At 56.5% G+C, this 11,838-nt stretch carries 11 protein-coding genes and 1 pseudogene; 5 read left to right on the top strand and 7 right to left on the bottom strand.

Annotation, left to right across the window (positions count from 1 at the left end; translation table 11 throughout):
- Positions 1 to 9: 9 nt before the first annotated feature.
- The 4 genes and pseudogenes from KI228_RS20120 to gltP form a co-directional block, all read left to right on the top strand.
- Positions 10 to 1,781, top strand: a pseudogene (locus KI228_RS20120) (heme lyase CcmF/NrfE family subunit); the annotation flags it as partial.
- Complete coding sequence (gene nrfF, locus KI228_RS24650) at positions 1,763 to 2,227, top strand: heme lyase NrfEFG subunit NrfF (RefSeq protein ID WP_369700154.1); 465 nt, start codon at positions 1,763 to 1,765, stop codon at positions 2,225 to 2,227. The pseudogene KI228_RS20120 and the gene nrfF, both read left to right, overlap by 19 nt.
- The gene (gene nrfG / locus KI228_RS20110) at positions 2,214 to 2,822 is read left to right on the top strand and encodes a heme lyase NrfEFG subunit NrfG (RefSeq protein ID WP_042999067.1); all 609 of its coding nucleotides are present in this window, start codon (positions 2,214 to 2,216) and stop codon (positions 2,820 to 2,822) included. Before nrfF ends, nrfG begins: the two co-directional genes overlap by 14 nt.
- Before the next feature lie 397 nt (positions 2,823 to 3,219).
- Positions 3,220 to 4,530 (top strand): glutamate/aspartate:proton symporter GltP, encoded by a 1,311-nt coding sequence (gltP, locus tag KI228_RS20105; RefSeq protein WP_042999068.1) that lies wholly within the window; start codon positions 3,220 to 3,222, stop codon positions 4,528 to 4,530.
- Positions 4,531 to 4,627: 97 nt separating this feature from the next.
- Here the strand turns inward: gltP and yjcO are convergent, their stop codons facing one another.
- Positions 4,628 to 5,317 (bottom strand): Sel1 family TPR-like repeat protein YjcO, encoded by a 690-nt coding sequence (gene yjcO, locus KI228_RS20100; protein WP_042999069.1) that lies wholly within the window; start codon positions 5,315 to 5,317, stop codon positions 4,628 to 4,630.
- Positions 5,318 to 5,420: 103 nt separating this feature from the next.
- A complete protein-coding gene (fdhF, locus tag KI228_RS20095; RefSeq protein WP_081097218.1) occupies positions 5,421 to 7,568 on the bottom strand; it encodes a formate dehydrogenase subunit alpha in 2,148 nt (715 codons plus the stop codon).
- Positions 7,569 to 7,845: 277 nt separating this feature from the next.
- Here fdhF and yjdP point away from each other — a divergent pair, with 277 nt between their 5' ends.
- Complete coding sequence (gene yjdP, locus KI228_RS20090; protein ID WP_042999071.1) at positions 7,846 to 8,181, top strand: DDRRRQL repeat protein YjdP; 336 nt, start codon at positions 7,846 to 7,848, stop codon at positions 8,179 to 8,181.
- On the opposite strand, the gene phnP is transcribed toward yjdP, so the two are convergent.
- From phnP to phnL, 5 genes are all read right to left on the bottom strand, one after another.
- Positions 8,178 to 8,936 carry a phosphonate metabolism protein PhnP gene (gene phnP, locus KI228_RS20085; protein ID WP_044257343.1) on the bottom strand — a complete coding sequence of 253 codons (759 nt, stop codon included), beginning with the start codon at positions 8,934 to 8,936 and terminating at the stop codon, positions 8,178 to 8,180. The two genes, yjdP and phnP, sit on opposite strands and share 4 nt — an antisense overlap.
- 63 nt (positions 8,937 to 8,999) lie before the next feature.
- The gene (gene phnO, locus KI228_RS20080) at positions 9,000 to 9,434 is read right to left on the bottom strand and encodes an aminoalkylphosphonate N-acetyltransferase (protein ID WP_044257341.1); all 435 of its coding nucleotides are present in this window, start codon (positions 9,432 to 9,434) and stop codon (positions 9,000 to 9,002) included.
- Positions 9,421 to 9,975 (bottom strand): ribose 1,5-bisphosphokinase, encoded by a 555-nt coding sequence (gene phnN / locus KI228_RS20075; RefSeq protein WP_042999074.1) that lies wholly within the window; start codon positions 9,973 to 9,975, stop codon positions 9,421 to 9,423. The genes phnO and phnN overlap by 14 nt, the downstream gene beginning before the upstream one ends.
- Positions 9,976 to 9,977: 2 nt before the next feature.
- Positions 9,978 to 11,114: an alpha-D-ribose 1-methylphosphonate 5-triphosphate diphosphatase gene (phnM, locus tag KI228_RS20070; RefSeq protein ID WP_042999075.1), complete on the bottom strand. Its 1,137-nt coding sequence runs from the start codon at positions 11,112 to 11,114 to the stop codon at positions 9,978 to 9,980.
- Positions 11,111 to 11,797, bottom strand: a complete 687-nt coding sequence (gene phnL / locus KI228_RS20065; protein WP_090050333.1) for a phosphonate C-P lyase system protein PhnL — start codon at positions 11,795 to 11,797, stop codon at positions 11,111 to 11,113. The genes phnM and phnL overlap by 4 nt, the downstream gene beginning before the upstream one ends.
- Between the last annotated feature and the right edge of the window lie 41 nt (positions 11,798 to 11,838).

Raw genomic sequence — 11,838 nt, 5'->3', positions numbered from 1 at the left:
AGGTGATTTCTGGACGTACTCCTTCCTGAAGCCGGTTTTCTGGCACTATTATTCAGCCTCGGGGTCAACGTGTTGACCCCGCTTGCCGTACTGGCAGGTGAACGCCAGCGCTGGCAGAGCGTAATGCGTCTGGCGAGCGTGGGCGTCTGGGCGCAATTTGCGTGCCTGCTGCTCGCCTTCTTGATTCTGGTGTTTTGCTTTCTGACCAGCGATTTCTCCGTTATCTATGTGGCCCAACATAGTCACAGCCTGTTGTCGTGGGGACTCAAGCTGGCGGCGGTGTGGGGCGGCCACGAAGGATCTCTGCTGCTGTGGGTGTTATTTCTGTCCGGCTGGAGCGCGCTGTTTGCCTGGCGCTATCGCCGCGAATCTGATCCTCTGTTTCCGTTCACACTCGGCGTACTCTCGACGATCACCGCATTGCTGCTGCTGTTTGTGGTGTTCTGGTCCGATCCGTTTGTCCGTATCTTTCCGCCAGCGATAGAAGGGCGCGATCTCAACCCGATGCTGCAACATCTGGGGCTGATCCTGCATCCGCCATTGCTGTATCTGGGGTACGGCGGCCTGATGGTCGCTGCCGGAGTGGCGCTGGCGTCGTTGCTGCGCGGTGATTTCACGACGTTGACCGCCTGGGTGTGCTGGCGCTGGGCGCTGCCCGGTTGGTGTGCGCTGACGCTTGGCATCATTCTCGGTTCATGGTGGGCCTATTGCGAACTGGGGTGGGGCGGCTGGTGGTTCTGGGACCCGGTGGAAAACGCGTCTTTATTACCCTGGCTTTCTGCCAGTGCGCTGCTGCACAGCCTGTATGTGTCGCGTGAACGCGGCATTTTTCGCCACTGGTCGCTACTGCTGGCCATTGTTACGCTTATCCTCTCTTTGCTGGGCACGCTGATTGTCCGTTCCGGTATTCTCGTTTCTGTACACGCTTTTGCGCTGGATAATGTGCGCGCCGTGCCGCTGTTTGCCCTCTTTGCCATTCTGAGTCTGGCCGCGCTCGGCTTGTACGGCTGGCGCGCGCGGGCTAACCAACAGGCCGTTCGTCTGAGCGGCTGGTCACGCGAAATGCTGATTCTGGCAGCGCTGCTGCTCTTTTGCGCGGTGCTGCTGATCGTACTGATTGGAACGCTCTACCCGATGATTTATGGCCTGCTGGGCTGGGGACGACTCTCCGTTGGCGCGCCCTATTTTAACCGCGCCACCTTACCGTTTGGCTTGCTGATGTTGGTGGTGATCGTGACAGCGATGGTCAGAAGCCGGAAGAGGGCCGTACACCGCCAGCTTCCGGCGCTGCTGGCGCACGCAGGTGTGCTGGTTTTTGCCGCGGGGATCCTCTTCTCCAGCGGCAGTCGTCAGGAGGTAAGCCTTAACCTGAGCCCAGGTCAGCAGGTTGAACTGGCGGGTTACACCTTCCGCTTTGAACGGCTGGATCTGGCCGCGAAAGGGAACTACACCACCGAAAAGGCGCTTATTACGCTGTGGCAGGGCGAGAAACGAATAGGTAGCCTGACGCCCGAGCGGCGCTTTTATTCCGCCCGTCGCCAGCAAATGATGGAACCTGGCATTCACTGGGATCTGCTTCATGACTGGTATGCGGTGATGGGTGAAAAAACGGGCGAGGAGCGGTATGCCCTGCGCCTGTATGTGCAAAGCGGCGTGCGCTGGATTTGGGGCGGGGGGCTGTTGATGATTGCCGGGGCGCTGCTCAGCGGCTGGCGTGGGAGAAAGCGCGATGCGTAATGAACCGCGGTTTTTGTCGGGGGGATTGCCGGATGGCGGCGCATGGTTTAAGCACGGCGCAGGCCTGATAAGCGCAGCGTCATCAGGCACCATCATTGCGTTTATCTTACTGCTGGTTATCTCCTTTTCCGCTCACGCTCAGGTGGTTGATACCTGGGCTTTTGAGAACCCACAGCAGCAGGAAAAGGCGTTGTCGATTGCCAGCCAGCTTCGCTGTCCGCAGTGCCAGAATCAAAACTTGCTGGAATCCAATGCGCCGGTTGCGGTCAGCATGCGCCACCAGGTCTATACGATGGTGGCAGAAGGGAAAGATGAAGCTGAAATCACCGCCTGGATGACTGCGCGGTACGGTGATTTTGTCCGCTATAACCCGCCGCTCACCGGGCAGACGCTGCTGCTGTGGGCATTGCCGTGCCTGCTGTTGCTGCTGGTTGGAGGGATTTTGTGGCGCGTCAGCAGGCGAAAAGGGGGCAACGATGAGACAACCTGAACCGTCACGCCCGATGCCTGTCAGACGACTGACTCTGGCGGCAGTGCTGATGGTCATCGTCTGTCTGTGCGGCTATCTGCTGTCGCCGAAATGGCAGGCCGTGCGAGACGAACAACGACGACTGGCCGATCCGCTGCATGAATTCGCAGAAACCGCGACGCCGGAGGCCAAACTGATAGCCCTGCAAAAACAGATTCGCGCCAACCCACAGGACAGCGAAAAGTGGGCGCTCCTCGGCGAGTATTATCTGTGGCGCAATGATTACGATAATGCGCTGCTGGCTTATGGTCAGGCGCTGCGTAGCCGTGGAGAGAATGCGGAGATCTATTCGGCGCTGGCGACCGTGCTCTACTACCAGGCCGGGCAGCACATGACGCTGGCGACCCGCGAGATGATTGATAAAGCGCTGGCGCTGGATGCCGGGGAAGTGACTGCGCTGATGCTACTGGCGTCGGATGCATTTATGCAGGCGGATTACAAACAGGCGATTTTGCAGTGGCAAAAAGTCCTGGATTTGAATTCGCCGCGGGTGAATCGTGCGCAGCTGATAGACTCGATAAATATGGCAAAGTTGTTACAGAACAGACAGAAATAGATTTGTGTTTTTGCGCGATTTATCTGTTTAAAAAACAGGCAAATGAACCTCGCCGCCAAAATAATTCACGACAGTTATAATTCAAAAACGCAGATTTAAAAATCTTTCCATAACAAATAGTTATGCAATATAAACCCGATAAATTCGCGTTATTATGCATTATTTCAGCGAAAAGCCCTGTTCTTAAAGGGTTGCGCAAGATGCCCTGCAAATGGTACTGATTATACACCCGTCATACTTCAAGCTGCAGGTGTGTTGGCTTCCTGCAACTCGGACTATTTAGGGTATAGCGTTAAAAAACTCTACTAACCAACGCAACACAATTCATACCCTTTCAGTATGTATCCATTCCTGCGCGATGAACAGGAGTGGCGTTCCATTGAGGAAGTTCGTCGTTATGAAAAGTTTTAAACTCAGTCTGGCCTGGCAGATCCTGATTGCCATGGTGCTGGGCATTTTACTCGGCAGTTATCTGCATTATCACAGCGACAGCCGCGAGTGGCTGATTGCAAACCTGCTCTCTCCGGCAGGGGATATCTTTATCCATCTGATTAAAATGATCGTCGTGCCGATTGTGATCTCCACGCTGATTGTCGGGATTGCCGGTGTCGGCGATGCGAAACAACTGGGACGTATCGGCGCGAAAACCATTCTCTATTTCGAAGTGATCACGACGATTGCCATTATCCTCGGGATTACGCTGGCGAACGTCTTCCAGCCGGGTTCCGGCATTGATATGTCGCAACTGGCGACCGTGGACATTTCGAAATACCAGAACACGACGGCAGAGGTGCAGAGCCACGCGCATGGCCTGATGGGCACCATTCTGTCGCTGGTCCCGACAAACATCGTTGCTTCGATGGCGAAAGGCGACATGCTGCCAATCATCTTCTTCTCGGTGCTGTTTGGTCTGGGGCTTTCCTCGCTACCGGCAACGCATCGTGAGCCGCTGGTGACGGTGTTCCGCTCCATTTCCGAAACCATGTTTAAAGTGACGCACATGGTCATGCGCTATGCACCCGTCGGGGTATTCGCGCTGATCGCCGTGACCGTGGCGAACTTCGGTTTTGCCTCGCTGTGGCCGTTGGCGAAGCTGGTGCTGTTGGTTCACTTCGCGATCCTGTTCTTCGCGCTGGTGGTGCTGGGTATCGTCGCGCGTATTTGCGGACTGAGTATCTGGATCCTGATCCGCATTCTGAAGGATGAATTGATTCTGGCGTACTCCACCGCCAGCTCTGAAAGCGTGCTGCCGCGAATTATCGAGAAGATGGAAGCCTACGGCGCGCCAGCCTCGATCACCAGTTTTGTGGTGCCGACCGGCTACTCGTTTAACCTCGATGGCTCGACCCTGTATCAGAGTATTGCGGCGATCTTCATCGCGCAGTTGTACGGTATCGACCTGTCGCTGTGGCAGGAAATCGTGCTGGTGCTGACGCTGATGGTGACATCGAAAGGGATTGCTGGTGTGCCGGGCGTCTCCTTCGTGGTACTGCTGGCAACGCTTGGTAGCGTGGGCATCCCGCTGGAAGGCCTGGCCTTTATCGCCGGGGTCGACCGTATTCTCGACATGGCGCGTACGGCGCTGAACGTGGTGGGGAATGCGCTGGCGGTACTGGTTATCGCCAAATGGGAACACAAGTTTGATCGCAAAAAAGCGCTGGCGTATGAGCGCGAAGTACTGGGTAAATTCGATAAGACTGCCCAGTAACGGTAAACGGTCTGCCGGATGGCGCTGCGCCTTATCCGGCCTACGAGTCGACATCGCTTGTAGGCCTGATAAGCAAAGCGCCATCAGGTAATCTGAGTCAGCCGTTCGTTAATCGGTCAAACTCTTCGCAGCCGGTATCGAATCCTTCGGTACAGCTCAGATTCAACCAGTGCAGCGCCTTCTGTTTATTCTTCTCAATAAAGCCCTGTTCGCCGTTCAGAAACATCATTCCCGCCCAGTATTCGGAATACCCGGTGCGAGAGATGGCGGAACTGCGTTTGAAGTACCAGGTCGCTTTATCATCATCAGCCTGAATCCCGACACCGTTGGCGTAAATCAAACCGAGCAGCATCTGCGCATCTACGGCCACATCACTCTCCAGATTTTCAGAGGCGTTTTGCAGCAGGGAGATGGCTTTGGGGTAATCGGTTTTACCGGCCTGCGTATTCACCAGAATGCGTGCCAGCGTAATTTCGCCCGCTTTACTGCCCGCCCGGGCGGCCTTCTCCGCCAGCATTTTTGCTTCAGGGTAATCCAGACTGACCGGATTAGTGATTTTAATCTGCGCCAGCAGCGCACAGGCGTCCGCATCGCCATTGTCGGCGGATTTCTGTGCCCAGTATTCGGCTTTGCTTAAATCGCCGAAGCTAAACCAGCTGTCAGCAAGGTAATATTGCGCGCGTTTGTCACCTGCCTCTGCGGCCTGCAAATACTGGCTTCCAGGCTCAGGATCGGCAGCACGGGCAAAGAATGTCATCAATAACATCAATGCAAGAAGTGGTTTCATTATTAAGTTTTAATTAGGGTACGGAATGGACAGTATAAAGAGATCGTATGGATAAAAAAACAGCCTCCAGGGTGGAGGCTGTTGAGATGCATCAACGTTGTGGTTAGCCCATTGCGGTTTCGCGCAGGCGAGCCTTCAGCTTGTTGTATTCATCAATCACGTACTGCTCGGCGGCGGACTGATTGGCAATCGGCTCCACGCGCACGGCGCAATACTTGTACTCTGGCGTTTTGGTAATCGGGCTTAAGTTCTCGGTCACCAGCTCGTTACAGGCACCAATCCACCACTGGTAGGTCATATAGATAGCCCCTTTGTTCGGGCGCTCGCTGACCTGCGCGCGGGTGATAATTTTGCCTTTACGTGAGTGAACCCACACCAGTGCTTCATCTTCAATGCCCAGACGCGCCGCATCGGCCGCGTTGATTTGCGCATAGCCTGGTTCGTCCGCCAGCGCGGCCAGGGCCGCACAGTTACCGGTCATCGAACGACAGGAGTAGTGGCCGACTTCACGCACCGTCGACAGTACCATCGGGTACTCGTCGGTGAGTTTATCGATCGGCGCAACCCAGTCGCAGGTGAAGAACTGTGCCATGCCGTTCGGGGTATCAAACTTCTCTTTAAAGAGGTATGAGGTCCCCTGATCGGCGTCTGACGTGTCGCGGCAAGGCCACTGGATGTAGCCCAGTTCGCCCATCTTCTCGTAAGTCGCCCCGTAGAAATCCGGGCACAGATGACGCAACTCATCCCAGATCTCCTGGGTGTTGTTGTAGTGCATCGGATACCCCATCCGGGTGGCGATCTCACTGATGATTTGCCAGTCGGTTTTCAGATCCCACTTCGGCTCAACGGCTTTAAAGAAGCGCTGGAAACCACGGTCAGCAGCGGTAAAGACCCCTTCATGCTCGCCCCACGACGTCGACGGTAAAATGACATCTGCCGCCGATGCGGTTTTGGTCATAAAGATGTCCTGCACGATGACCAGTTCCAGATCCTCAAAGCCTTTGCGCACTGCGGAGAGTTCCGCATCCGTTTGCAACGGATCTTCGCCCATAATGTACGCCGCACGCACTTCGCCATGCGCCGCACGGTGCGGCAACTCGCTGATGCGATAGCCAGTGTGCGCAGGCAGGCTGTCCACGCCCCAGGCTTTGGCGAATTTCTCGCGGTTAGCCGGATCTTTCACATACTGATAGCCCGGATAGGTATCCGGCAGCGCACCCATATCGCACGCGCCCTGAACGTTGTTCTGGCCACGTACCGGGTTAACGCCCACGCTGGGCTTACCGAGGTTGCCGGTCAGCATCGCGAGGCTGGTCAGTGAACGCACGGTTTCTACACCCTGATAGAACTGGGTGACGCCCATGCCCCACAGGATGGTCGCGCTTTTCGCACCGGCATACATCCGCGCCGCCTGACGAATTTCACTCGCGCTAACGCCGGTTATCTCCTCGACGGACTCCGGCGTATAGCCTTCGACAATCTTGCGGTACTCTTCAAAACCTTCCGTACGGGAGGCGACAAACGCCTGGTCGTACAGATTTTCTTCAATAATGACATGTCCTATCGCGTTCAACAGTGCGATATTCGAGCCGTTTCGCAGAGCGATGTGCATGTCGGCAATGCGCGCGGTTTCAATTTTGCGCGGATCGCAGACGATAATTTTCGCCCCGTTACGTTTTGCGTTAATCACGTGATTCGCCACAATCGGGTGGGAATCCGCCGGGTTGTAACCGAAGATAAACACTAAATCGGTGTTATCAATTTCGTTAATGGCATTGCTCATTGCGCCGTTACCGACCGACTGGTGCAGACCTGCAACCGATGGGCCGTGTCAGACGCGAGCGCAGCAGTCAACGTTATTGGTACCAATAACGGCGCGCGCAAATTTTTGCATGATGTAGTTGGTTTCATTCCCGGTGCCGCGCGACGAGCCGGTCGTCTGGATGGCATCAGGGCCGTATTTCGCTTTGATGGCGCTCAGGCGTTCGGCGACGTAATTCAGCGCTTCATCCCAGGAAACTGATTCCAGTTTGCCGCCACGCTGGCGACGAATCATAGGCGTTTTCAGGCGCGGGGTCAGGATCTGGGTATCGTTAATAAAATCCCAGCCGTAATAGCCCTTCAGACACAGAGTACCCTGATTGGTTTTCCCCTGCGCCGCCTCAGCCCGGACGATTTTGCCGTTATTGACCACCAGGTTTATCTTGCAACCTGATGCGCAATACGGGCAAACCGTGACGACTTTTTTCATCGGTCTCGCTCCAGTTAATCAAATCGCGCATACACGCTTGTCGACCTGAGTATGCATCTTTTATGCCACATTTTAATTGGGGGCTTTCCCTGATATTACGGATAATTTTTGGACAAAACCCTGACGAAAAACAGGCTGTCGTCATATTTGACGTGACGATTTGGCGTTGTGCCGACGCAAGCTGTAGCGGAACCCGATACGAAATTGAGATTCCTCCGCTACTCGTCGCACAGGGCGATAACTAACGTAGAAACCGTCCCCTTTTGAGGCTGGTTCTATGAAACGCACCCTGACACTCTTTTTATTCAGCCTGCTGTCGCTGGCTACCGTGCCGGCACAGGCCGATATCATTGATGATGCTATCGGCAACATTCAGCAGGCGATCAACGATGCTTATAAGCCTGACAGCGATAGCGGGCGGGATTACGAGGATTCGCGCGACGACAGGTGGCAGAACGAAATGAGCGACGATCGCCGCAGACAATATGATGATCGCCGGCGTCAGTTTGAGGATCGCAGACGGCAGCTTGATGAACGTCAGCGCCAGCTCGATCGTGAACGCCGCCAACTGGAAGATGAAGAAAGCCGAATGGAAGAGGATTACGGGCGTTAATCGACCATAATCTGCATCCCGTCATAGCCTGCTTCAAATCCGTCCGGGAGCGGGTTATCCATCAGCCAGACATCGAACGCGTGGCTGATATGCGTGAGGATCACCTGCGGGCAGCGAATCACTTCATTAAGCGCAATGACCGTATTTAAATCACAGTGATTGCGCGGCGGTTGGGGACGTGGCGGATGGCTACAGTCGATGACGATAACTTGTGGCTGATTGTTGAGCAGAAAGGTGAGCGTTTTATCGGGCAGTCCGGCGGTGTCAGACAGCCATGCCACGCGGCTGTGCGCTGTCTCCAGAAGATAACCCAACGTCAGCTTTGAGTGATTCAGCGGTAGCGGTGTGACCTGCAATCCTTGTAACTCAAACACCACAAACGGCTCGACGGTGTGGCTAAAGTCGAGAATGCCGGGATGCTTAAACAGATCGTCGCACCCCTGTTCGTCCGGCGGGCCGTACACCGGGATAGACGCCCCGACGCCCCAGCGTAGCGGAAACAATCCCTGTACGTGATCCATATGATAATGGGTGAGTAAAAACTGTCGAAAGCTGCCCGCCGGCCAGTCGTCCATCAGGTGCGGTATGCCCGCATCCAGCAGCGTCACCGTATCGTTGAATTTGACCACGCCGCTACACGGGCGTCGGCGATACGGTTCCTGCAGGCGTGCGCGGCGACAGGCTGCACAATCGCAGCCAAACGCGGGTACCCCTTGCGCACCGCCGGTGCCGCTTAGCGTGATGCTCAGACTCATCGTGATTCCCCTTGTCGTATCGTGCCGGATGGCGACGCGAGCGGCTTATCCGGCCTACGTACCTCACAATGCTTTTGTGAAGCGAAAATGACTTTGTTCGTAGCCTTCGCGCCGATAAAAACGGTGGGCGTCATGACGCTTCACGCTGGTGGACAGCTCTGTCATCTCTGCGCCTGCCTCGCGGGCTTCCTGTTCTGCCCATGCCAGTAACTGGCTACCGATTTTCAGACCCCGAGCCTGCGGCATCACCACCAGTTCCTGAATCTCGCCAATCCAGTTGGCGTGGTGTAAATGATACTGCAGATGCAGGCCAATGAGTCCAACCGCCTGGCCCTCAAGCAGCGCCAACTGATAACGCAGTCGGTCATCCTGCAAATTGGCGGTGAATCCGGCGCAAAAGGTCGGGTAATCAAACTGGGCTTGCTTCAGTTCGCAGATGAGCGCGTACACGGCCCCGGCGTCTTGTCCGGTGGCGCGACGAAGTTCACAGGCAGACATGGCGTGGCTCCTTGCGTCCCATTAACGTTAACAGCGAATCGACGGACTGGTGCAAACTGCCGTCGTTATTGAGCGTATGGCAGCCAAACGGGGCGTAGCGGGCGGCGCGTTCGAGACGCGCGGCAATCTCGGGTTCGCTTTCCCTCCCGCGCGCCTGTAAGCGCTGGCGCAAAATCGTAGGGGAGACCTGCAAGCAGACCGGCAGCAGCGCCGTGCCGTAGCGCGCCTGCGCCTGGGGCAGATGCGCGCGTGAGCCGTTGACCACCACGTCGAAGCCGCCGTTAAGCCAGAGATCGATCTCCACGCCGACGCCATAATAAAAGCCGTTAGCATGCCAGCTTAGCGCCAGCAGGTTATGCCCGGCGCGGGTGAAAAACTCTTGCTCGCTCAGGGCGACATGATTTTCGTTCCCGGCATTCGCCGCGCGAGTGATATAACGGTGCGCCACCAGGAGTTGCGCATGTTCTTGCTGACGGAGTGCGGTCAGCAAACTGTCCTTCCCGGAGCCGGACGGCCCCATCAGCCAGATCAGTTTTCCCATACTCAGAACACCCTCTTTCCCTGGCGCCAGACGTGGTCGATGTGGATGTGATCGCCTTTACGGTGCGCCAGTACCAGATCGGCGCGCTTACCTTCGGCGATCACGCCGCGATCGCGGAGACTGAGCGCCCGCGCCGGGTTGGCGGTCACCAGGCGGATCGCCTGCGGCAGGGTGAAACGGTTAGCCGCGTCGTCTGCGACGCGAAACGCGGCATCCAGCAGGCTGGCGGGGTAGTAATCTGACGAGAGGATATCCAGCAACCCCAATTCTGCCAGCGTGTGCGCCGCGACGTTGCCGGAATGAGAGCCACCGCGCACAATGTTCGGTGCGCCCATCAGTACGTTCATGCCGTGCTGGCGCGAGGCTTCTGCGGCTTCGAACGTGGTGGGAAATTCGGCGATCACGCTGCCAAGCTGGTGGGATTCCTGCACATGCCCGGAGGTGGCGTCATCATGGCTTGCCAGTGCAATGTTGCGCTCGCGGCACAGTTGCGCGATGGCAGTCCGGTTGGGCTGCGACCAGCGAGCCGCCAGGGCCAGTTGTTCCTCTTCGTAACGCGTCATCTGTTCATCGGTCAGCGAATATTTACCCTGATAATATTCACGATACTTCTCGCGGTTGGCGAACTGACGCTGGCCCGGCGAGTGATCCATCAGCGAAACCAGCGTGACCGGTTCGCGGCTGATCAGCTTCTCGAACAGCGGCAGCGTGGCGTGGTGCGGCAGTTCGCAGCGCAGATGCAGGCGATGCTCGGCGCGGTTCACCCCACGCTTTTGCGTCTCCTCTACGGCGTTAATCATTTTCTCCAGGTTTTCCAGACGATCGCCGCCGTCGCGGACATCGCCAATCGCCACCGCGTCCAGCACGGTGGTGATACCGCTGGCGACCATCAGCGCGTCGTGGCTGCTCATTGCGGAATGGGCGGGCCAGTCCACTTTCGGCCGTGGGGTAAAGAATTTGTCGAGATTATCGGTGTGCAACTCAATCAGCCCCGGTAGCAGCCAGCCGCCTTCTCCGTCCAGCGCTTGCGGAAGACGGCTCTGACTTTGCGCAAACGCGCGAATCACGCCATCCTGCATTTCCAGCGATCCCTGCACCACTTCATCTTCCAGCACCAGCTTTACATTATTGATAATCATGGTGTTGTTCCCATCAGGTGCAAACGATCCGCTACGCGGTCGCGCACAGTTTGATCGTGAAAAATGCCGACAATGGCCGCACCCCGCGCTTTCGCCTCTTCAATCAGCGCCACCACGGCGGCACTGTTTCTGGCATCCAACGACGCGGTCGGTTCGTCGAGTAACAGAATCGGATAATCGACGATAAATCCGCGCGCGATGTTCACGCGCTGTTGTTCACCGCCGGAAAAGGTTGATGGGGCGAGGTGCCACAAGCGTTCCGGCACGTTCAGACGGGTCAACAGGCTTGCGGCTTTGGCGGCGCACGCCTCGCGCGGTACGCCGAGATCCAGCAGCGGCTGCATTACTACGTCCAGCGCGGAGATCCGTGGGATCACCCGCAGAAACTGGCTCACCCAACCTATCGTGGCGCGGCGGACTTCCCGCACTTTGCGCGCCGGAGCGTGCACCAGATCCACCCATTCGTTGTGATGGCGAATGTGAATATGCCCCTCATCGGGCAGATAATTGGCATACAGCGAACGCAGCAGCGTCGATTTTCCGCTGCCGGAATGGCCATATAGAACGACGCATTCACCGTTTTTGACTTCCAGCGAGGCATTTTGCAGCACCGGCAGGCGCACGCCGTTTTGCTGGTGGAGCACAAAGGTTTTACTGACGTTTTCAACGCGGATCGCGTTCATTTTTAGCCTCTTTAAGCATTGGTGCATTCGATTGCCGGATA

Origin of the sequence: Citrobacter amalonaticus (assembly GCF_018323885.1) — a bacterium.
GTDB classification, from domain to species: domain Bacteria; phylum Pseudomonadota; class Gammaproteobacteria; order Enterobacterales; family Enterobacteriaceae; genus Citrobacter_A; species Citrobacter_A amalonaticus.
Note: the sequence above shows the minus strand (reverse complement) of the source record. Positions and strands in the feature narration are given on the sequence as shown.

Coding starts and splice junctions, on each gene's coding strand:
- nrfG (WP_042999067.1), top strand. CDS start 2,214: ATGAGACAACCTGAACCGTCACGCCCGATGCCTGTCAGACGACTGACT.
- gltP (WP_042999068.1), top strand. CDS start 3,220: ATGAAAAGTTTTAAACTCAGTCTGGCCTGGCAGATCCTGATTGCCATG.
- yjcO (WP_042999069.1), bottom strand. CDS start 5,317: ATGAAACCACTTCTTGCATTGATGTTATTGATGACATTCTTTGCCCGT.
- yjdP (WP_042999071.1), top strand. CDS start 7,846: ATGAAACGCACCCTGACACTCTTTTTATTCAGCCTGCTGTCGCTGGCT.
- phnP (WP_044257343.1), bottom strand. CDS start 8,936: ATGAGTCTGAGCATCACGCTAAGCGGCACCGGCGGTGCGCAAGGGGTA.
- phnO (WP_044257341.1), bottom strand. CDS start 9,434: ATGTCTGCCTGTGAACTTCGTCGCGCCACCGGACAAGACGCCGGGGCC.
- phnN (WP_042999074.1), bottom strand. CDS start 9,975: ATGGGAAAACTGATCTGGCTGATGGGGCCGTCCGGCTCCGGGAAGGAC.
- phnM (WP_042999075.1), bottom strand. CDS start 11,114: ATGATTATCAATAATGTAAAGCTGGTGCTGGAAGATGAAGTGGTGCAG.
- phnL (WP_090050333.1), bottom strand. CDS start 11,797: ATGAACGCGATCCGCGTTGAAAACGTCAGTAAAACCTTTGTGCTCCAC.